We start from the raw sequence: 19,160 nt of genomic DNA on the forward strand, positions 1-19,160 counted from the left end.
ATAATGACGGAGGGGTGCTCATGCCTTTACTTGAAAAAATCATTCGTCCAAAGCTTTTGAGATCGACCTATGACGTGACCATTTTCCAAACCCCTAATTATGGGGAGGATAAAGGGTACGAAAAGGTTTATCGTATCTCGGTTGAAGCAAATAATCATGAAGAAGCCCTGTACCAGACATTCAGAACGTTTAATGTACCAGACTTGGTTCCAAAGGATTATCAAGGCAGATATATTGCTACACGTGACATCGTCTTCATTGATGAAGGGCGGAGGGGCCATCATTATTATCGTCTCCAGCCAAATGGCTGGAAGCGGGTGAACCGGATCGTCATTCATTAGATGATGTACCATTCGAAAAAGGAAAGAATCTGCCTCTTAGGCTGGATTCTTTCCTTTTTTATAAGTCCTTATATATTATGTCCCGGACCATTTTTTCTATTTAGACCTGTGTTCTCTTTTCCGTGTGCATTATGCTCGGCATCCAATGCTTCTTTTGGGATATGATTATTTTTCTTAGGGGCATTGATTCTATTTCGGTGTTTTTTTCCCATCCATGTGTCCCCCTTTGTTATGATTTAAGTTTTTCTGTTCTTGAAGAAGTTGGTTGTGTCCCCGACCGGGTAGAAGGGTTGGTTTCATTTGCATGTTGTACGGCTTGCTTCAGTTTTTTGCTCATTTGTTCTTTTGCCATGGTTTATCACTCCTTCTGCCTTTATTTTGACCTCTCATTCATCATTCTATCCTTCCATTTCCTAGCGTTGCATATGTCCGGAAAAAGAATTACAATGGTCTTTCAACAGTCTTGATAGGAGGAATAGTTTAGTGAGTATACATATTAATGCGAAAGAAAACGAAATTGCAGAAACAGTTCTTTTACCTGGGGATCCACTTAGAGCGAAGTATATTGCAGAAACGTTCTTAGAAGATGTAACATGCTACAACGAAGTCCGTAATATGTTTGGATACACAGGGACGTACAAAGGAAAAAGAATTTCGGTGCAGGGAACTGGTATGGGTGTCCCGTCGATTTCAATTTATATTAATGAATTGATGCAAAGTTATAACGTTCAGAACTTGATTCGTGTCGGTACATGTGGTGCCATTCAAAAGGACGTCAAAGTACGTGACGTCATCCTCGCCATGACATCGTCCACTGATTCTCAAATGAATAAATTAACGTTCAACGGGATCGATTATTCTCCTACGGCGAACTTCGATCTTTTAAAACGAGCATACGATGCAGGGGTAGAAAAAGGACTTAATCTGAAAGTCGGAAACGTATTTACTGCCGACATGTTCTACAATGACAATGCAGAGCATGAAAAGTGGGCTCAATACGGTATTCTTGCCATTGAAATGGAAACGTCCGCCCTTTACACATTGGCAGCCAAATATGGTCGAAATGCCCTTTCGGTTCTGACTGTTAGCGATCATATCCTGACCGGGGAAGAAACCTCTTCAGAAGAGCGCCAGACGACTTTCAATGAAATGATTGAGGTAGCTTTAGAAGCGGCCATTCAAGAATAATTCATAGAGACAATAGGTAAAAGCTGCTTACAATCCCGAGTCGGGTTGATAGGCAGTTTTTCATTTTGTGAAGTTTCTCCTGCTTACATATTGTCCCGGACATGGTAAGATGGAGAATGGAACCATTATAGAGAAACTAGGTGAAAGTATGAAAAAGATCATCTTCATAACTGCTGCCTCCCTGGTTATGTTATCAGGTTGTTCGCAAGTAGAAGAGTGGTCAGACGAATTATTTGGCCAAAAGCAGCAAGAGACACAGGAAAAGGAACCAAAGGTTCAAACGCCTGACGACGCACAGGATGAACAAGCATCGCCGGAACAGCAGCCTGCCGAAGAAGCGGTTCCTAAAGAGCTGCAACTAGAGTCCCAATACTTCAATGACGTAAAAGTCGTGGACGGAAAGCAGGTTATTCAAAACCCCTCCAATTTATTAGCACTGGTAAATAAGGAATATGCCTTAGATGAATACAAGCCTGCTGATCTGGTCCGTCCAAACGTTCCATTCGTATTCGGGGATCAGGATCTTGAAAAAGCGCACCTCCGTAAAGAAGCGGCAGACCAGTTGGAAAAGATGTTCGCAGATGCCAAAGCCGGAGGGGTATTCTTGACAGCCATTTCAGGTTACCGATCATACGAGTACCAAAAAATGCTCCTGGACAGGGAAATAGCCCAATTCGGTGAAGAAAAAGCGGTCATGGCCGTTGCGCCTCCTGGTCAAAGTGAGCACCAATCAGGATTGGCTATGGATATTTCCAGTCAAAGCAACCAATTTCAAGTGAATATAGAATTTGCTGATACGAAAGAAGGAAAATGGCTGGCAGAGAACGCATATAAGTACGGGTTCATTCTTCGCTATCCCGAAGATAAGGTGTCCATTACACAATATCAATATGAACCTTGGCACTATAGATATGTTGGGAAGGAAGCCGCTAAAGTGATTCATGAGAACGATTGGACACTTGAGGAATACTTTAATAACGTAAAGAAAATCTAATGATGATAAAAGGGTCAGGGCCTATGGTTCCTGACCCTTTTTTAGATGGGAATTTAAGGTTACAGGTCTTTCTGCTTCTAAAGTGGATGAATTCCCTTCCGCCTTGTTCTCTTTTGTTGTATTCCCACATACAACAGTAATAAGGGATGTCCAATTTGGAATGGGTGGGTGGATGGTATGATGAGGGTGTTCACTATAATCATCATTGGCAGCATTTTCGTCGGTATAGGCATCAATCTATTTTTCGTCCCCCATCATTTTCTCGATGGGGGAATGATCGGGATCGGTTTGATTGCCCACTACTGGCTTGGTGTGAAACCAGGTCTAACCATCATTCTCCTGAGTATCCCCCTCTATCTGCTTGCGTTCTTTAAAGATCGAATCCTTTTTTATAACAGTATTCACGGGCTGTGGTTGTCCTCATTGATGATTGATTATTTTTATCAATGGCATACCCTATTACATCTTCCTCCACTATTGAGTGCCTTTTTTGGTGGTGCTTTTGTCGGAGTCGGAATCGGCCTCATGCTGAGGGGGAATTCTGCTACGGGTGGATCTGACTTGTTGGCACAATTAATTGGAAAGAGTTTTGGATGGAATGTAGGGAAGCTGATCTTCGCCTTTGATAGTATTGTGCTTATGGCGGGTTTCCCCATAATTGGATTGGGAGCATTTTTATATTCTTTGTTAGCTGTAAGCACGGTGGGGTTTTTTACGACGATTTTGACACATCATAATGGGGAAGATGGATTTTCCTTTCGCTAACATGGAAAAGCTGATAGAATGAAGAAGTTATGAGCTTAAGATTGCTCAGGGGAAGGTTTCATGATATTCTAAACGAAAATTCACACAAGATACATAGCAACGAAAGTGGTGGAAGCTTTGGAACAAGATAAGACAGAACAGGCACAACAGGAAACCCAGTCAAGTTATATAAAAATGAAAAAATTCAAATTCGTCATGCTCCTATTTTTCCTTGTATTCCTAACGGCAGGGATTACAACTTTTGCATTGGCGTTTGGAGATGAAAAAGCAGTCAACGTAGGGGTTACAGAACGCTCGGAGTTTCAGAAGCTGTATGAAGCCTATGATAAGTTAAACCAGAACTATTACAAGGACCTGGATCAGGACAAACTTGTAAACGGTGCGATCAATGGGATGATCGATAGCGTCGGTGATCCATATTCCGATTATATGAACGAGGAAGAGGCGAAGAAGTTCCAGGAAAGTATTTCTTCTTCGTTTGAAGGGATCGGAGCAGAAATTCAGGAGAAAGAGGGTTATATATCCATCGTATCCCCTATTAAAGGTTCCCCTGCAGAAAAAGCCGGCCTGCAGCCTAACGACATCATCACGAAGGTAGATGACAAAAGCATTCAGGGAATGTCTGTGACAGATGCCGTTCTTCTCATTCGTGGAGAAAAAGGCACAAAGGTAACGCTGACCATTCAACGTCCTGGTCAGGATAAACCGATGGAGGTCACCATCACCAGAGACGAGATTCCGATCGAAACGGTTTATGCAGAGATGAAAGATAATGGTGTAGCTGAAATCCAAATCACGAGTTTTTCAGAAAATACGTATAAAGAATTGACGGAAGCATTAAATGAAATGAACGATAAAGGCATGAAGAAACTCGTTCTGGATCTTAGACAAAATCCGGGTGGATTACTAGATCAAGCTGTCAAGATCTCAAATCTGTTTGTACCTGAAGGTGAAGTCTTATTCCAGGTGAAAGACAGCAATGGTAAAGTGGAAAAGTATGTATCAGAATCAGGTCAGAAGGTAGAAGTCCCTACAGCTGTCCTTGTGGATGAAGGAAGTGCAAGTGCTGCAGAAATTCTATCAGCAGCCGTAAGCGAATCCAATGATATACCTTTAGTTGGAACGAAGACATTCGGTAAAGGGACCGTCCAAACGGCAGAAACCTTCAAGGATGGTTCAAATATGAAGTTTACGACGGCTAAATGGCTGACGCCTAAAGGAAATTGGATTCATGAAAAAGGCATCAAGCCAGATGTAGAAGTGAAGATGCCTGATTATGCCCAACTTCCTTACATCAATCCAGACAAGGAACTAAAGGAAGAAGATTTATCAGATTCAGTGAAAACAGCAGAGCAGATGCTCGAAGCTCTGGCTTTAGATCCAGGGAAAGTAGACGGCTATTATGATGCAGATACAACGGCAGCCGTTAAGGAATTCCAAGGGGAAAACGACCTCGAAGTGACAGGCACACTGAACGGGGAAACCATCTTGAAGCTTATGACCGACCTAAGAGAAAAGCTGAAAGAAAACGATCCCCAATTGAAAAAGGCGATTGAAGTGTTAAACAAAGATCAATAAATCCAAGGTCTCAGGTGATTTCACCTGGGCTCTTTTTTTTGTCCGGCAGCAGCGGTCGATTGCCGAATTCGTTTCTGAATCCTCGTATAGAATGTTCATTCCATACCAACAATGAAAGTATATATGAGGTGATTCAATGAAAAAGATAGCGTTAGTCCTTTCAATCCTGCTTTCTCTCTTTGTGGCAGTGAGCTGTTCTCCCATTTGGAAGGATGAAGGAGTGCCTGTAGTTGACGAGGGCACTACCCCGAAAAAAGTATTAGAGAAATCCGATGGATCAGTGTTTCCTTTTACCCTTGATGAAAATAAGCAACCGGTCAACTTCCTTCTGATAGGTTCTGATCAGCGTAAAAATGAACCTGCACGGGCCGACGTATTAATGGTGGCTCAATACAAGCCAGAGTCGTCGGCCATTAAGATCATTTCAATCATGAGGGATACATTCGTCGAGATTCCCGGATATGAAAAGAGCAAGATCAATCACGCATATTCCTGGGGAGGGGAAGAATTGCTGGCTGATACGATACAAAAAAACTTCGATCTGGACATTCACCATACCGTTAAGATTGATTTCAAAGAGTTCATTAGTATGATGGACCTTGTATTTCCTGAAGGGGTACAGGTGACGGTAACAGAGCCGATGATCGCTCACTGGAATTGGTCGAGAGCACCAGGTGAAAACGTGCTGAAAGGAGAAGAAATCCTGCAATATGTAAGGTTCAGGGGGGATAGTCAGAACGACTTTGGGAGAGTGGAAAGACAGCAGGAAATCATGTCATTGGCAGAAAAGAGCCTGATGGAAAAGATGGAGACGGGTGAAGGGATGAAGACGCTTGTATCTCTCATCAGAGAGGGATTGAAAAACGTGGAAACCTCCACTCCCATAAGTGAAATCATGAAATATGGGATGTCTGTGATGCTGCATCCAATCGACAAAGTGGATACGCTCAGGATACCGGTTGAAGGAAGCTTTACTGATCTTAAGGCTGCCCATGCAGGACTGGTCCTCGATATAGATGAAGAAAAGAATCGGGAAGCCATCATGGATTTTCTTGATTCAAGTCACCATGAATGAAATTCAGAAGAATCAAGGTCCAGGAACGATTCAATCTTTTTCATTTTTTTTATGATCAATTCGTGCAGATAGCCTTTATATTTCTGATCTTCTGCCAGATCATATTCCGTATGAAGAATTTTTAAGTGCTCAAGGTGCTCCTTCAATGTTTTTTCATCGCTGTCTGACCCCCCTGACTGCACTTTCCGGAGAATGACATCCACTAATTTGTCGTGAGTGGCTTCAATCGTCTTGGTTCCTTGCCTGGCATAAATTGCTCCATACCGCAATTCCCCCCTCGTGACAATGGAAGTGTAAGGAACGTACCTTGGATCATAATCGATGATGAGGACTTGGAATCGTTTCAGGCTCATCAATGGATGGGTGCTTTCGGGAAAAATGAAATCTTCGGTGCGATAACGTAAATATTTAGGCAGCAGATGTTGAAGTTTATTATCAACATCTGCTTTATCGAGAAATTCTTCATCGGTCAGTCCTTTTAAATCGACTGATCCATCATCAAACTGCATTACCCCGATGATGATACATCCCCCTCCAGTATTGGATATGGCAAGGATATGTTTTGCCATCTTGGTGAATTCTATCCAATCGGACTTGAAATCCACATAATCTGTTTCGCCTGTATTATGAAGCAACAGATCCTTCAATGTTTCATGAGAAGGATTCTTCAGGAAATCTCTAAGTTTAAGCGGAACAATCTTCTCATAATACATGAATATTCCCACCTTTAACGGATTCTCAAGTATCAATACGACGGTACACAGCCATATTACATTCTATGCGTGAAAAAAGTGGATAACGCTCTTTAAACGAATAATTCTTCCCTGCCTATTGTCATCCATCGGCGATGTCCGTTGTGTTCCTATTCACTTTCTAATAAAATGTGTATAGGGATCAAAGGAAAGGAAGATTACATGAAAAAAGATGTCTATATATTATCCGGATTTCTTGGCAGTGGAAAAACGACTTTACTTAAACAATTGCTGAAATCCTTAAAGGATCATGATAAAAAACCCGCGGTGCTGATGAATGAATTAGGAAGTGTATCCATCGATAGTGATTCGGTTGAAGATGACACTGCATTACGTGAACTTCTTGATGGCTGTATTTGCTGTACCATTTCAGAAAAATTGGAGTCACAGCTGCAGGAACTTCTACTGAACGAAGACTTTGATGTACTGGTCATTGAAACTACGGGCGCTGCACATCCAGTTGAGGTGGTCGATTCCATTCTGTCCCCTCTGTTTGCCGATCGTTTTGAATTCAGGGGTATCCTCACGGTAGTGGATGGTCTTCAATGGCGGAACAGGGGGGACTTCAGTCCGGCTGTCTTACATTTGATGAGAGAACAAATCCGTCACGCCCAATACATCATTGCAAATAAAATGGACTTGCTGACTGAAATGGAGAAAGGGACATTCTCTTATGAACTACAACAAATGAATCAGAATGCCAAGGTGTTTTTAACGAATTACTCTCAAGTGTCGATGAAAGATATTCTTTCATTAAGAGCACCAAAAGAAACACTTACGTATGAACGAGCTTCCATAGGGGACCATCTGACTCTCCAGGCGGTCGTTTATACGTTCAACGGGAAAGTGAATGGAGAAGCCTTTGAAGAATGGGTGAAAAGCCAGCCTGATTCCATATACAGGATGAAGGGGTACGTCCCTTTGCAAGGAAGGACCTATCCAACGTTGTTTCAGTATTCATATGGGATGCCGCTCTTTATGCCCGGAGATATGAAATACCCCACCAACTTCGTCATAATCGGAGAAAATTTACATAAAGAAGAGATAGTACAGTCTTTACAGAAGATCGACATTACGGAGTAATTCATATCCATGAAATCAAACAAGTTTAAACCATTGACAATATCGAATAAAATGTTTATTATTTAATAGTTAACTTAGTGAAGTATTTATTGAGTGTAAGAAAGGTCGATTTTTAGTGGGAAAAGAATTGTTCGAGCTAGAAGGACTATTTAGGTCCGTGTTTAGAATGATGAAATCAGATATTCGAACCATCTTTGGAGAATTCATTTCAAATGGGGAATTCCGGGTGCTTCAACTCATCAGGGAAAATGGTGCACTGAAATCCTCGGAAATTTCAAAGCGAATGGAAGTCTCTGCAAGTCACATTACGTCCATAACAGATACACTAGTTGAAAAAGGGTATATTACAAGACAGCGATCCAATGAAGATCGTAGAGTCGTAGAGTTGGCCCTTACTCCTCAAGGGGTGGAAGTGCTGGCACAATGTGAAGAGAAGAAGTCGCACTATTTTCAGCAGTTATTCCAAACCTTCGAAAAAGAGGAGATCGAGCATCTGATCGAATTGTTTGAGAAACTGTTGAGTTCATCCGTCCGTAAGTAATTAACGTATTTCAAGATAATGTCCTGTAAATGTCACTGTTCTGCTTCAGAAACAGAGGTGTTCAGCCATATATTTAACAGGAATGAAAAAGGGTTGACCTTTAGATTGGTCATCCCTTCTATTATGCTCATTTACTTAAGTTGGTTAATTATTCATACTATAAATATTGAGGGAGACAGAGAATATGGAGCATTTAGAACATCGAAAAAAAGTACTGATCATGATTGCGATCATGTCGGCCATGTTATTCGCCGCATTGAATCAGACCATTGTGGGGACTGCGTTGCCAAAAATCATTTCTGAAATAGGAGGTATGGATTATTATAGCTGGGTATTCACCATCTTCATGTTAACCAGCTCCGTAACCGCCATATTGGTCGGTAAACTGTCCGATATGTACGGAAGGAAGCCTTTTATCTTACTTGGAATAGGAGTCTTCATGATTGGTTCGTTCTTAAACGGACTTTCCGCTTCCATCATACAGTTAATCATTTTCCGGGGGATTCAAGGATTCGGGGCCGGAATGATCATGTCCACCGCCTTTACTGCTGTCGGGGACTTATTCTCTCCACGTGAAAGAGGGAAATGGCAGGGGCTGATGAGCAGTGTGTTTGGTTTAGCCAGTGTATTCGGTCCGACACTCGGAGGTTGGATCGTAGATAATGCCGATTGGCACTGGGTATTCTGGGTATTCCTTCCGGTAGGATTCATCGCATTCGGGATGATTTATAAAATGTTCCCTTCCCAAGAACCTAATAGAGGTCTGAAAGTGGATTACCTGGGATCCATCATGCTGACTTTAACGATCATTCCGTTATTACTTGCCTTTACGTGGGGTGGAAACGATTATGAATGGGTTTCCCTTCAAATCATTGGACTACTGGCCCTCTCGGTTGTAGCACTGGTCCTTTTCATCATAACGGAGAAAAGAGCAAGTAACCCTGTACTTCCATTGCAATTGTTTAAAAATAAGATCTTTACCCTTTCAAATATCATTGGATTCATTCTCGGAGCCGGAATGTTCGGGGCCATTATGTATATGCCGTTCTTCATTCAGGGCGTAATGGGTACCTCCGCGACGAAATCCGGACTCGTGATGATGCCCATGACATTAAGTATGGTATTTGCCAGTACAATCGGGGGACAAATCATTACGAAGACAGGGAAATATAAGTTTCTAGCACTGATTGGTTTGTTCGTCATGAGTGGGGGTATGATCCTATTATCCTTCATGGATACGAATACGACCAACGCCAGAGCCCTTTTAAATATCATTATAGTAGGAACGGGACTTGGACTGAGTTTCCCCGTCTTTACGCTGACAGTTCAAAACGCAGTGCAGCATAAGTTCCTTGGTGTCGCCACGGCCGCCACTCAATTGTTCAGGCAAATCGGAGGGACGATAGGGGTAGCCATCATGGGAACCGTGATGAATTCTTCCATGACAACAAAGATGACAGAGAAAATGTCTGCAGTAAAAGACTCTCCATTACTGACAGATCCTAAAACGGCTGGAGTCATGAAGCAGCTTCAAGATCCACAGAACATCATGAACGGTGGGAAATTAAAGGAGCTTCAATCAACATTGCCACAAGAATTTCAAGGGATCTATGCATCCATCCTGGAAGGTGTCAGAGAATCATTGAGTTATGCGTTAACGAATGTCTTCTTTATTGGAGCCATGGTTCTCCTCGTAGGATTTGTTTTAACCTTCTTTATGAAAGAGATCCCATTAAGGATGTCAAATAAAGATGTTACAGAGGAAGAAAAGGAAACGGAGCTTAAAGAAGCTTCCAATCATTAAAAACTATTAATTAAAAAGAGGGTGACCGTGTCTGCTGATAGTAGCAGGCATGGTTACCCTCTTTCTGATTAGGACATTGTACTTTCTCCAAATTTCTTGAAGGTCATTTCATCCTCCACCAAGCCGCAAGCCGCACATTGAACTTTGAGTCCAGGTCCGTTGTATGCGAGGTGAAAGGGCTCGAGTTGATCTTGCTGGTAATTCTGGACGACTTCTCCGGAAGCAGGATCAAGTTTCACACTCTGAGGTACTTGTTGTATAATATTAAATCGTGTTCGATTCGTTTTACAGCTGGGACAGCGATAGGGTGTTGTCATTGATATCACCTTTCTTCGTTTTTTTTAGTATGGTTAAAGAATAAAGATTTTATGTAAAGGATGATTGAATATGTCAGTAGGGTTCACCGATTTGCTGATATCATACAGACAAATATGGAAAAACCGCATGTTAACAGACGATGCCGTTTCACCGGAACAAGTGTTGAAAGAAGCCATCAAACGTGAATTGGAAGATGCCAATAGTCACCCCAGGGTTCGAAAGTCCATTGAAGTTAAATATTATTTGGCCACTAAAAGAATTACTGAATCCAACTTGTCAAACAATGATAAAGTCCGTTTAATCCATTTACATATTGAAATGGCCGCACAATTAATGAAAGAACGGAATCTCTGATTACGAAGGAGAATGAGCAGTTTTCTTTCTTTTATACCTTAACGGGTATATGATGAGGGAAGATTAATGAAAAGGGTGATACCAGTATGCCTCTACTAACATTATTATTAGTCAGTATACTCTCATATATGATCTTTTATCGATATTTCCCCGTACGAACCAAACAATGGAATTCCCTTGATGTGACAGCAGAATATGTAGTGGTGGATGTCAGGGATTATCAGGACTCGTCCAAAGGAGATTGCGAAAAGGTCATAGCTTTGCCTTGTGGATACATCCGAAGATATGCAAGTGATATTCCAGAAGGGCATGTCATTGTGATGGGAAGCAATTTCGTCGAGTGTAATGTCGGTGTGAGACAATTGAAACGGCTCGGCTTCGATGTGAAAGGATACCTGATCATCGGTTTTGACAAAAAATGCAATGAATACCTTTCTTTGGGGTGAAATCCCCCTTGGTTTGAAATGTTAATGTAATATCCGTTACATTGGATGAGCTGCTAAAAACCTGTCAAGAATCAGATACCGGTAATAATTAGTTGCCGTATCCAAATCGTTCAGATGTTGGAAATGTAAGTAAATCATTTAAAAAGTGCTTTTCTCCCTACTAGAATCAGTGGTTACTATCTTACTAAATGAGAATTGTCTTTCAAAATAGAACAATTGATTACTAGTTACCAAGTTCTCCCGTAAATGTAACAAAAACAGGGTGGTATGATGAATGTGCAGCAAAGAACAACACATTCACTAAGGAGGAATTCATTTTTATGAATAAGAAAATGATGGTTTCAGCAGCAACAGCATTAACATTATTAGCAACTCCATTCGCAGCAGGTAAAGCTGACGCTGCAGCACCGTGTCCAGCACAAGATAAGGTCGCTCAAAAAGTGAACGCCTTTAAATATAATGGTAATCAAGAAGATCTAAACAAATATGTACAAGATGTTCTATCAAAATACCAAATCAACGGCCAAAACGTAAATGTACAAGAATTATTGAATGGACAGGCTCCAAAAGCAGAGGCGGCCGCACCTGCTCCAGCTAAGGAAGCACCAAAAGCGGAAGCACCTGCACCGGCAGAAGCACCAAAAGCAGAAGCTCCTGCACCTAAGTCCGAAGCTCCAGCTCCAGCTTCAAATGAGCAAAAACAACAATCGGAGCAAGCAAGTGAACAATCTGGTCAATTAAGCCAGTTTGAACAAAAAGTAGTGGAATTGACTAACCAGGAACGTGCAAAACAAGGTCTTCCAGCTCTTAAAGTAGATGCAGAATTAAGCAAGGTAGCACGTGAGAAGTCCCGTGATATGCAAGCAAACAACTACTTCTCTCACACTAGCCCTACGTATGGTTCACCATTCGACATGATGAAGCAGTTTGGTATCGAGTATAGCTCTGCAGGTGAAAACATCGCTATGGGTCAACAGACTCCTGAAGAAGTTGTACAGGCATGGATGAATAGTGAAGGTCACCGTAAAAACATCATGAGCTCAAACTACACTCACATCGGTGTGGGATATGTAGAGAACGGTAACTACTGGACTCAACAGTTCATCGGTAAGTAATTTCATGAATAGAAGCAGCCTCTCTTTGGAGAGGCTGCTTTTTTTAGTTTCCCTTAATCATATGATGCTATACGTCTTTTTTTTTTCATACCGTGGTGAACGAGTGGGGTAAGAGTTTAGATTTGCATTTCGTGATAATCATTCTTACTATTGAAATATAACGAGTGCGTGGAGTGAGTTTGATGAAAGAAGATAAAGTTGTCCTTATAACGGGCGGATCAAAGGGAATCGGAAGAAAGACCGTGGAGGAATTCTCTAAACAAGGATACAAGGTCATCCTGAATTATAGAAGCGATGATTCTTTAGTGGAGAAATTGGTTTCTGAATTAACTCAAACCCACTCCAATTCCATTATCCCGGTCAAGGGGGACATTTCTGTGCCGGAAGAATGTGAACGGATGGCATCAGAAATCTGGAATAAGGTGGAGAGCGTCGACATCCTGATTCACAATGCCGGGCCCTATGTTAAAGAACGAAAGTCTTTTTCAGAATATTCTCCTGAGGAATGGAATTATATTGTGAATGGGAATTTAAATAGTGTATTTTACTTATCCAGGTTAATGATCCCGAAGATGCGTGAAAAACAATGGGGGAGGATCATCACATTTGGATATGACAGGGTCGAATCAGCACCGGGCTGGATTTATCGTTCTGCCTTCGCTGCGGCGAAAGCGGGACTCGCTTCCTTTACAAAAACGATTTCTATCGAAGAAGCAGAAAACGGCATAACGGCAAATATGGTTTGCCCGGGTGACATAGTAGATGATTGGAAAGAAAGCGAAATCAGCAGTGCCAAAGAACAACATGATCCATATACACCGGTTGGTCGACCCGGAACAGGGGAGGATGTGGCGAGGGTCATTTCGTTCCTGTGTCAGGAAAAATCTGATTTCATTACCGGTTCCATCATTCCGGTTACAGGTGGTAAGGATGTCCTTGGAAAGGTATTTCATCAATAAAGAGCAACGGCAGCTGCAGTCCGTTGCTCTTTCGGTCCCTATTCTAATGACTATATTGTTTTCTGTATTTCTTTTGTATAAATAGGAGCCGACCTGACAATGTGATCGCGCCTGCCGTTAAGCCTGATGTAAGCCCAAGCCAGTAGCCGTATGGACCGAAAGTTGTGTAGTTCGCAAGAATATAACCCAATGGAAGGCCAATCACCCAATAAGATACCAGAGCCATGATAAAGGTGATATTGACATCCTTATATCCTCTAAGGGCACCTTGGACAGGGGCTTGTATCGCGTCTGAAAGTTGGAAGAATACGGCATACAATAAGAAATGAGCCGTTAATTCTAATACATATGCATCATCCGAGTAAAGATAGGCGATTTCAGAACGGAAGACGAGTAATATGATTCCATATATGACAGCCAACAGCAATGCAAAGCTGACGCCCATCCAGCTGTAAACCTTTGCATCCCGGAGCCTCTTGGCACCGACCTCAAAGCCTACGACGATGGTCAACGCCATGGAGATGCTCAGTGGGATCATATAGAGGAAGGATGCAAAATTGATCGCTGCCTGGTGAGCAGCAATGACCACTGTATCGTAATTGCTCATCAACAAAGTAACAGCTGAAAAAATGCTTACCTCGAAGAAAATGGATAAACCAATCGGTACCCCGATCACAAAGATTTCCTTCCACTTAGCAAGGTCAGGCTTATGGATGGTCCGGAAGATACTATATTGACTAAAAGGCCCTTTTGTATGGACGACCCAGAAGGCGATGAGTGTAATGAGCCAATAGGTGATGGCAGATGCAACACCTGCACCCACCCCTCCAAGTGCAGGGAGTCCCAACTTACCAAAAATAAGAAGATAATTGAAAACGACATTAATCGGCAGTGACATGAGAGTAATGAACATGGTCACCCTCGTCATCCCCAGGGCGTCGATGAATGATCTTAATACATTATAGATGAATAAGGGAATCATTCCGAACGAGAGGGCAATGAGATACTCCTTCGCCACAATGCGGACTTCAGGTTCTATATTCATCCCGTTTAATATCGGATTGAGGGCGAGTCCCCCAGTCACCATGACAATAAGGGATAAAGCGATGGCTGCATATACACCTTGAAGCACGGTATGGGGAACTTCCTTCTTATTGCCGCGTCCATTCAATTGGGCGACGATGGGCGTCACGGCCAAAAGGATCCCGCTTAATCCTGTAAAGACGGGAACCCAAAGGGAAGAGCCGATGGCGACACCTGCAAGATCAATGGGAGAATACTTCCCTGACATGATCGTGTCGAAGAAATTCATGGCAAACATTCCAAGCTGCGTGACAAGGATGGGGATTAGTATGATGGATAGTTGTTTGATCTTATCTTTCATTGTATGAGTTTCTCTCATTGGACGTACTCCTTCTGATGCCTTCAAATACAGCATGGTGATTTCACTATCATACTGTACCATATTTTCATGGGGATAGAGAGTGAAATATGCTCACGATCATCGCAGAGAGTTTAGGCGTCCATTACGGTCTGATATTCGGGTCCTATCATTATGAAAAGAATTTAGTTTTCAATTATTCGGTGTGCCAGTGACAATTGTCTTCGCCTGGGTTAAAAGGGTATCTTTTCTTTTTGTCAAATTTTCGTAGTTCTATCCCTCTTCTATTTTTGGTAAAGTGTATAATGGTTAGAGAGAAGGAAATTAGAATCTGAGTTAGGAGTTTATACATATGAAGAAACGTATATTATTTACGGGCGGAGGATCGGCGGGTCACGTCACGGTTAATACTGCACTGATTCCACACTTTGAAAAAGAAGGATGGGATATTACGTATATAGGGTCGGAAGATGGGATTGAAAAGGAAATCATCACCGAACAATTTCCCCATATCCCATACAAAAGCATTTCCAGCGGCAAGCTGAGAAGATATTTTTCTTGGAAAAACTTTTCAGATCCGTTTCGAGTGATGAAAGGAGTGTTTGACGCACTATCCGTCATCAGGAAAACGAAGCCGGACATCATCTTTTCCAAAGGGGGATTTGTTTCCGTCCCGGTCGTGATGGCCGCAAAGATGGCCAAAGTTCCTGTAGCGATCCATGAGTCCGATGTGACTCCGGGACTTGCCAATAAATTAGCCGTCCCATTCGCAACTAAAATTTTCACCACTTTCCCGGAAACGGTTCAATCCCTTCCGAGTGAAAAATCCTTATGCGCTGGAGCCATCATCCGCGAGGAATTATTCATGGGTGATGCCCGTGAAGGGAAGAGATTAACCGGTTATTATGAAGATAAACCCGTTTTGATGATCATGGGAGGAAGTCTTGGAGCAAGAAAAATCAACGAAGCGGTAAGAGGGAATCTGGAGGAGCTGCTCACTGCCTTTCAAATCATTCATATTTGCGGAAAAGGAAATGTGGATGAAAGCCTCGTACAAAAAGGGTATCGCCAATACGAATTCATCAAGGGTGAACTGCCCCATTACCTGGCGATGACGGATTTCGTGATCTCCCGTGCCGGTTCGAATTCAATCTTTGAATTCCTGGCTTTAAAGAAGCCGATGTTATTGATCCCCCTCTCCAGGGAAGCGAGCCGGGGAGATCAAATTCTCAATGCCAACAGTTTCGTGAAACACGGTTATGCGATAAAGCTGGAAGAAGAAGAACTGGACGAAAAGAGCTTCCTGGACGGTGTCAATGAGCTTAAGTCAAATCGCGACAACATGATCCGCAATATGGAAAAAGGTGAAAAAGCCTACACCATCCAGGATATGTACGATGTACTTTCGTCCATGTCCCGATAAAGAGTCATTGTAATCCCCCTCAAGCATATAGTATACAAATGGTTGAAGGGGAGAAGTGGAATGGCATATCAATATTCAAAAGGATGGTACCTTCAAGAACTTAAAAAGATGGGAATCAATCATCACCCATTAGAAAAAAGGAAATTGGAAAATTATAAAACATTCGTGGTGAGAAACCTCTATTTCGAAAAATTAGCTAAACAGAAATAAAATAGGAGCTTGAGTGTATCGGTGCTGATCTTACAAGGTAAAATAAGGCATCAATACATTCAGCTCCTATTTATTTAGCGGAATGATGGAGGGGAATTTGAACTTTTCATGGGATTTTCATTTAACTTTCATGTTTGGGGGTTATAGTAAACGTATAATTCTTAATGAAAATAGGAGAAAGTAAATGGAATCCAAATCGAAAGTCAGCCATCCATCCTTTTTATCGAAATTCATCCCGAATCCTAAGGAACGAAAAAATGTCATCTTTTATTTGGTATTAAGCAGCTGTTTAATAGCTGCAGGAATTCTCCTCATTTTCACTTACAGGGAATTCCTTATGGGAATGAATGAGGAATCCTACAAGGAATTTCTCAAACAATTCGGGTCCGCAGCAAGAATTATTTATTTTGTCGTCCTCAGTATCTTTCCTATATTCCTGTTAATGAAATGGAAAGGCTTGAAAGGGGTAAAGTGGAAGGATATAGAAATAAAACGTCTTGTCCAATTTGTAGGAAAGCTGTTGAGGAAATGGCACGTTCCCTTAGCACTATTGGCAACGGCAGGTGTCGTGTTACACGGGATTCTGGCCATCATCAGGGATTTCCAATGGGACTTCACCAATATTACGGGGATCCTTTCGAGTGTCGCTCTTTTCTTCCTTATAAGCATGGGATTCAAGCGCTTCAAAAGGAAGGACCGAGCGTGGCATTTAAAACTTGCCATCACCTTTACCGTATTTTTTATGATCCATGCCTCTTTTTAATCCAGCCTGACAAAAAAGGTTATCACAAAGGGTATAAACCTTTATGATAACCTTTTTCTGTTTTTTTAAGCTTCGAGCGCCTGCTCTTCTTCAGGCGACTGCTGAAGCTGATATAGATAGAGGGTGTACAAATCTTTCGGAATCTCATACAGATCATACACGTCTTCTTGAGCATTTAATTGATCATAGAGAGATTTCCTTGATTCATTTGCCTTTACGACATAAGGAAGCTTCTCTGCAGCCTTTTGTGAACGGGTATTCACCTTTCTGATTCTCATAAAAATGGTTTCCATTCCCAGCTCAAAAAATAACTCGGAAAAGAATGCATCCTTAGCCGGCTGGTTATACCCTTTGCCATGAAACGGCTTCCCGATCCATGTACCAAGGAATCCTGCATTTTCCTGGATGTCGAATAAATTAATCGTTCCGATAGGGTTGCCCCACTCGTCCAAAATCGTCCGGGAAATAAGTTCCCCGCGTTCTTCTGCTTCAATGGTTTGTTTTGTCAGGAAAAGAAGCTCCTCATAGGAATACGCCTTCTGACGCACAAAAGGGAAGACATCCGGGTGCACCATCAGGTCATAAAGTTCATGACACTCATGTAATTCACGTTTCTTGATCATAGTAGACCCTCCTTGAGGGCAGTCTACTTGCGTACGATCCCACCCTCGAAATTTTTAAATGGTAACTAAAAAATTTCGGGGTGGGAATCGAACCCACTAAGACCAGTCAAGAAACTGGTGGCGCACCTTTTGCCTTCCCTTCATTACAGTCGCTTAATATATGAATAAATCGCGTCTTTGTAATCGGAAATAAATTATCCATCTGTATCATATACGAAATATCTCAAAAAGGAAATAGGTAAAATGCTGATTTTTGAAGAAAATTTTTAACAAATTTCTACACGTTTTGATAAGCGATTTCCCCGTTGACGAAAGTCAACATAGGCTTTGCCATAAAGTGAAACGGGTGGTGGCTCCAAAGCACCAGATCGGCATCCTTATTTACTTCGATGCTGCCGATCCGGTCAGATACACCAAGGTTTCTGGCAGGAGCGATGGTGATCCCTTCCAATGCCTTCTGTTCCTCCAATCCTTCACGCACGGCAATCGCCGCACACATGTTCAGATACTGGATGGGTGTGTATGGGTGATCGGTTGTAACCGACACTTCGACACCGGCTTCCGTCAATTTCTGATAGGTGATCCAGCTCTTGTTCTTAAGCTCTACCTTCGAGCGTCTTGTAAACGTCGGACCGACAGAAACTTTTAAGTTCCTGCCTTTCAGCTCATCTGATATGAGGTGACCCTCCGTGCAATGTTCAATCCGGAGGTCGAGGTTGAATTCCTCAGCGAAACGCACTGCGGATAAAATATCATCTGCCCTGTGAGCGTGGATCCGAACAGGGATTTCCCGTTTTAAAGCGGAAACTAAAGGAGCGACTCTCAGTTCCTCTGGCTGGTCACAATATTTAGCAGAGAAAAAGGCTTCCCTGAGCATCCCCATGATCCCCATCCTAGTAATGGAATCATTGTTTCCATTGCTATGGATTCGTTTCGGATTCTCCCCTAAAGCGATCTTCAATCCGGAGGTTTCTTTGATAAGCATGGACCTGATGTTAGAACCATGTGTTTTGATCACCGCTGTGGTACCTCCGATCACATTGGCGCTTCCGGGCATGACATTCACGGTGGTGACGCCATATTTAAGGGCGTCTTTAAAGCCGGGGTCCAATGGATATACCCCGTCGAAGGCCCTGATATGAGGGGTCATCGGTTCGATGGTTTCATTGGCGTCGTTTCCTGCCCACCCTGTACCTTCGTCGTAGAGTCCTAAATGAGTGTGGCAATCAATGAATCCTGGGAAAAGGAATTTCCCCTGACAATCGTAAACGGAAGTGTGGTGGAATCCCTCCACGTCATGGGGGAATATTTGTTGGATTTTTCCGTCTTTTATGAGTAAAGCTCCATTATGAATAGGCTTGGATGTAATGGGATAAATGGTTACGTTTCTTAAAAGTATGGAATTCATCTTTTTTCCTTTCATGAGGCTTGTTTCCTTATTATTTTA

Annotated in this window: 23 protein-coding genes; 16 read left to right on the top strand and 7 right to left on the bottom strand. The window is 42.3% G+C overall.

The window, feature by feature from the left end; genetic code table 11:
• Positions 1 to 20: 20 nt before the first annotated feature.
• Complete coding sequence (locus ATG71_RS14050) at positions 21 to 341, top strand: YodL domain-containing protein (protein WP_098440115.1); 321 nt, start codon at positions 21 to 23, stop codon at positions 339 to 341.
• Between the two features lie 68 nt (positions 342 to 409).
• Here the strand turns inward: ATG71_RS14050 and ATG71_RS23420 are convergent, their stop codons facing one another.
• Together ATG71_RS23420 and ATG71_RS23775 are read right to left on the bottom strand one after the other, a co-directional pair.
• Complete coding sequence (locus ATG71_RS23420) at positions 410 to 553, bottom strand: hypothetical protein (RefSeq protein WP_179886540.1); 144 nt, start codon at positions 551 to 553, stop codon at positions 410 to 412.
• 17 nt (positions 554 to 570) lie between these two features.
• Positions 571 to 693 (bottom strand): hypothetical protein, encoded by a 123-nt coding sequence (locus ATG71_RS23775; protein ID WP_261750612.1) that lies wholly within the window; start codon positions 691 to 693, stop codon positions 571 to 573.
• Positions 694 to 824: 131 nt separating this feature from the next.
• Between ATG71_RS23775 and deoD the strand changes: the two genes are divergently transcribed.
• The 5 genes from deoD to ATG71_RS14075 all read left to right on the top strand — a co-directional run bounded on the left by deoD (position 825) and on the right by ATG71_RS14075 (position 5,941).
• Positions 825 to 1,529 carry a purine-nucleoside phosphorylase gene (gene deoD, locus ATG71_RS14055; RefSeq protein WP_034758629.1) on the top strand — a complete coding sequence of 235 codons (705 nt, stop codon included), beginning with the start codon at positions 825 to 827 and terminating at the stop codon, positions 1,527 to 1,529.
• 148 nt (positions 1,530 to 1,677) lie between these two features.
• The gene (locus ATG71_RS14060; protein ID WP_098440116.1) at positions 1,678 to 2,523 is read left to right on the top strand and encodes a M15 family metallopeptidase; all 846 of its coding nucleotides are present in this window, start codon (positions 1,678 to 1,680) and stop codon (positions 2,521 to 2,523) included.
• Positions 2,524 to 2,700: 177 nt separating this feature from the next.
• Positions 2,701 to 3,288 carry a YitT family protein gene (locus ATG71_RS14065; protein ID WP_098440117.1) on the top strand — a complete coding sequence of 196 codons (588 nt, stop codon included), beginning with the start codon at positions 2,701 to 2,703 and terminating at the stop codon, positions 3,286 to 3,288.
• 174 nt (positions 3,289 to 3,462) lie between these two features.
• The gene (locus ATG71_RS14070; protein WP_098441833.1) at positions 3,463 to 4,866 is read left to right on the top strand and encodes a lmo1851 family serine protease; all 1,404 of its coding nucleotides are present in this window, start codon (positions 3,463 to 3,465) and stop codon (positions 4,864 to 4,866) included.
• Positions 4,867 to 5,002: 136 nt separating this feature from the next.
• Positions 5,003 to 5,941 carry an LCP family protein gene (locus ATG71_RS14075; protein ID WP_098440118.1) on the top strand — a complete coding sequence of 313 codons (939 nt, stop codon included), beginning with the start codon at positions 5,003 to 5,005 and terminating at the stop codon, positions 5,939 to 5,941.
• On the opposite strand, the gene ATG71_RS14080 is transcribed toward ATG71_RS14075, so the two are convergent.
• The gene (locus ATG71_RS14080) at positions 5,929 to 6,654 is read right to left on the bottom strand and encodes an AlbA family DNA-binding domain-containing protein (RefSeq protein WP_098440119.1); all 726 of its coding nucleotides are present in this window, start codon (positions 6,652 to 6,654) and stop codon (positions 5,929 to 5,931) included. The genes ATG71_RS14075 and ATG71_RS14080 overlap by 13 nt on opposite strands.
• Positions 6,655 to 6,855: 201 nt before the next feature.
• On the opposite strand from ATG71_RS14080, the gene ATG71_RS14085 reads away from it, so the two are divergent.
• The 3 genes from ATG71_RS14085 (at position 6,856) to ATG71_RS14095 (ending at position 10,121) form a co-directional block, all read left to right on the top strand.
• Positions 6,856 to 7,776 (top strand): CobW family GTP-binding protein, encoded by a 921-nt coding sequence (locus ATG71_RS14085; protein WP_098440120.1) that lies wholly within the window; start codon positions 6,856 to 6,858, stop codon positions 7,774 to 7,776.
• Between the two features lie 166 nt (positions 7,777 to 7,942).
• Entirely contained in the window at positions 7,943 to 8,317 is a 375-nt protein-coding gene (locus tag ATG71_RS14090) for a MarR family winged helix-turn-helix transcriptional regulator (protein ID WP_098440121.1), read from the top strand.
• A gap of 184 nt (positions 8,318 to 8,501) precedes the next feature.
• Positions 8,502 to 10,121: an MDR family MFS transporter gene (locus ATG71_RS14095; RefSeq protein ID WP_098440122.1), complete on the top strand. Its 1,620-nt coding sequence runs from the start codon at positions 8,502 to 8,504 to the stop codon at positions 10,119 to 10,121.
• Between the two features lie 68 nt (positions 10,122 to 10,189).
• Here the strand turns inward: ATG71_RS14095 and ATG71_RS14100 are convergent, their stop codons facing one another.
• On the bottom strand, positions 10,190 to 10,438 hold the full coding sequence (locus tag ATG71_RS14100) for a DNA alkylation repair protein (protein WP_098440123.1): 249 nt from the start codon (positions 10,436 to 10,438) through the stop codon (positions 10,190 to 10,192).
• 70 nt (positions 10,439 to 10,508) lie between these two features.
• On the opposite strand from ATG71_RS14100, the gene ATG71_RS14105 reads away from it, so the two are divergent.
• From ATG71_RS14105 to ATG71_RS14120, 4 genes are all read left to right on the top strand, one after another.
• Positions 10,509 to 10,793: a hypothetical protein gene (locus ATG71_RS14105; protein WP_098440124.1), complete on the top strand. Its 285-nt coding sequence runs from the start codon at positions 10,509 to 10,511 to the stop codon at positions 10,791 to 10,793.
• Between the two features lie 86 nt (positions 10,794 to 10,879).
• A complete protein-coding gene (locus tag ATG71_RS14110) occupies positions 10,880 to 11,239 on the top strand; it encodes a hypothetical protein (RefSeq protein WP_098440125.1) in 360 nt (119 codons plus the stop codon).
• 320 nt (positions 11,240 to 11,559) lie between these two features.
• Positions 11,560 to 12,354, top strand: coding sequence for a CAP domain-containing protein (locus ATG71_RS14115; RefSeq protein WP_098440126.1), 795 nt, complete (start codon positions 11,560 to 11,562; stop codon positions 12,352 to 12,354).
• 182 nt (positions 12,355 to 12,536) lie between these two features.
• Positions 12,537 to 13,313, top strand: coding sequence for an SDR family oxidoreductase (locus tag ATG71_RS14120; protein ID WP_098440127.1), 777 nt, complete (start codon positions 12,537 to 12,539; stop codon positions 13,311 to 13,313).
• Between the two features lie 43 nt (positions 13,314 to 13,356).
• On the opposite strand, the gene ATG71_RS14125 is transcribed toward ATG71_RS14120, so the two are convergent.
• Positions 13,357 to 14,715, bottom strand: a complete 1,359-nt coding sequence (locus ATG71_RS14125) for an MATE family efflux transporter (protein ID WP_098440128.1) — start codon at positions 14,713 to 14,715, stop codon at positions 13,357 to 13,359.
• 331 nt (positions 14,716 to 15,046) lie between these two features.
• Between ATG71_RS14125 and ATG71_RS14130 the strand changes: the two genes are divergently transcribed.
• From ATG71_RS14130 to ATG71_RS14140, 3 genes are all read left to right on the top strand, one after another.
• Positions 15,047 to 16,117, top strand: coding sequence for an undecaprenyldiphospho-muramoylpentapeptide beta-N-acetylglucosaminyltransferase (locus ATG71_RS14130; protein WP_098440129.1), 1,071 nt, complete (start codon positions 15,047 to 15,049; stop codon positions 16,115 to 16,117).
• Between the two features lie 60 nt (positions 16,118 to 16,177).
• Complete coding sequence (locus ATG71_RS14135) at positions 16,178 to 16,327, top strand: DUF2639 domain-containing protein (RefSeq protein ID WP_098440130.1); 150 nt, start codon at positions 16,178 to 16,180, stop codon at positions 16,325 to 16,327.
• Between the two features lie 184 nt (positions 16,328 to 16,511).
• Positions 16,512 to 17,090, top strand: a complete 579-nt coding sequence (locus tag ATG71_RS14140) for a hypothetical protein (protein ID WP_098440131.1) — start codon at positions 16,512 to 16,514, stop codon at positions 17,088 to 17,090.
• A 65-nt stretch (positions 17,091 to 17,155) separates the two neighbouring features.
• Here ATG71_RS14140 and ATG71_RS14145 read toward each other — a convergent pair whose 3' ends face one another.
• Together ATG71_RS14145 and ATG71_RS14150 are read right to left on the bottom strand one after the other, a co-directional pair.
• Positions 17,156 to 17,713: a GNAT family N-acetyltransferase gene (locus ATG71_RS14145; protein WP_098440132.1), complete on the bottom strand. Its 558-nt coding sequence runs from the start codon at positions 17,711 to 17,713 to the stop codon at positions 17,156 to 17,158.
• A gap of 277 nt (positions 17,714 to 17,990) precedes the next feature.
• Positions 17,991 to 19,121: an amidohydrolase gene (locus ATG71_RS14150; protein ID WP_098441834.1), complete on the bottom strand. Its 1,131-nt coding sequence runs from the start codon at positions 19,119 to 19,121 to the stop codon at positions 17,991 to 17,993.
• Positions 19,122 to 19,160 lie beyond the last annotated feature (39 nt).

It is taken from the genome of Bacillus sp. es.034 (genome assembly GCF_002563655.1).
GTDB lineage: Bacteria > Bacillota > Bacilli > Bacillales > Bacillaceae_B > Rossellomorea.

Coding starts and splice junctions, on each gene's coding strand:
- ATG71_RS14050 (WP_098440115.1), top strand. CDS start 21: ATGCCTTTACTTGAAAAAATCATTCGTCCAAAGCTTTTGAGATCGACC.
- ATG71_RS23420 (WP_179886540.1), bottom strand. CDS start 553: ATGGGAAAAAAACACCGAAATAGAATCAATGCCCCTAAGAAAAATAAT.
- ATG71_RS23775 (WP_261750612.1), bottom strand. CDS start 693: ATGGCAAAAGAACAAATGAGCAAAAAACTGAAGCAAGCCGTACAACAT.
- ATG71_RS14060 (WP_098440116.1), top strand. CDS start 1,678: ATGAAAAAGATCATCTTCATAACTGCTGCCTCCCTGGTTATGTTATCA.
- ATG71_RS14065 (WP_098440117.1), top strand. CDS start 2,701: ATGATGAGGGTGTTCACTATAATCATCATTGGCAGCATTTTCGTCGGT.
- ATG71_RS14070 (WP_098441833.1), top strand. CDS start 3,463: ATGAAAAAATTCAAATTCGTCATGCTCCTATTTTTCCTTGTATTCCTA.
- ATG71_RS14075 (WP_098440118.1), top strand. CDS start 5,003: ATGAAAAAGATAGCGTTAGTCCTTTCAATCCTGCTTTCTCTCTTTGTG.
- ATG71_RS14080 (WP_098440119.1), bottom strand. CDS start 6,654: ATGTATTATGAGAAGATTGTTCCGCTTAAACTTAGAGATTTCCTGAAG.
- ATG71_RS14085 (WP_098440120.1), top strand. CDS start 6,856: ATGAAAAAAGATGTCTATATATTATCCGGATTTCTTGGCAGTGGAAAA.
- ATG71_RS14090 (WP_098440121.1), top strand. CDS start 7,943: ATGATGAAATCAGATATTCGAACCATCTTTGGAGAATTCATTTCAAAT.
- ATG71_RS14095 (WP_098440122.1), top strand. CDS start 8,502: ATGGAGCATTTAGAACATCGAAAAAAAGTACTGATCATGATTGCGATC.
- ATG71_RS14100 (WP_098440123.1), bottom strand. CDS start 10,438: ATGACAACACCCTATCGCTGTCCCAGCTGTAAAACGAATCGAACACGA.
- ATG71_RS14105 (WP_098440124.1), top strand. CDS start 10,509: ATGTCAGTAGGGTTCACCGATTTGCTGATATCATACAGACAAATATGG.
- ATG71_RS14110 (WP_098440125.1), top strand. CDS start 10,880: ATGCCTCTACTAACATTATTATTAGTCAGTATACTCTCATATATGATC.
- ATG71_RS14115 (WP_098440126.1), top strand. CDS start 11,560: ATGAATAAGAAAATGATGGTTTCAGCAGCAACAGCATTAACATTATTA.
- ATG71_RS14120 (WP_098440127.1), top strand. CDS start 12,537: ATGAAAGAAGATAAAGTTGTCCTTATAACGGGCGGATCAAAGGGAATC.
- ATG71_RS14125 (WP_098440128.1), bottom strand. CDS start 14,715: ATGAGAGAAACTCATACAATGAAAGATAAGATCAAACAACTATCCATC.
- ATG71_RS14130 (WP_098440129.1), top strand. CDS start 15,047: ATGAAGAAACGTATATTATTTACGGGCGGAGGATCGGCGGGTCACGTC.
- ATG71_RS14135 (WP_098440130.1), top strand. CDS start 16,178: ATGGCATATCAATATTCAAAAGGATGGTACCTTCAAGAACTTAAAAAG.
- ATG71_RS14140 (WP_098440131.1), top strand. CDS start 16,512: ATGGAATCCAAATCGAAAGTCAGCCATCCATCCTTTTTATCGAAATTC.
- ATG71_RS14145 (WP_098440132.1), bottom strand. CDS start 17,713: ATGATCAAGAAACGTGAATTACATGAGTGTCATGAACTTTATGACCTG.
- ATG71_RS14150 (WP_098441834.1), bottom strand. CDS start 19,121: ATGAATTCCATACTTTTAAGAAACGTAACCATTTATCCCATTACATCC.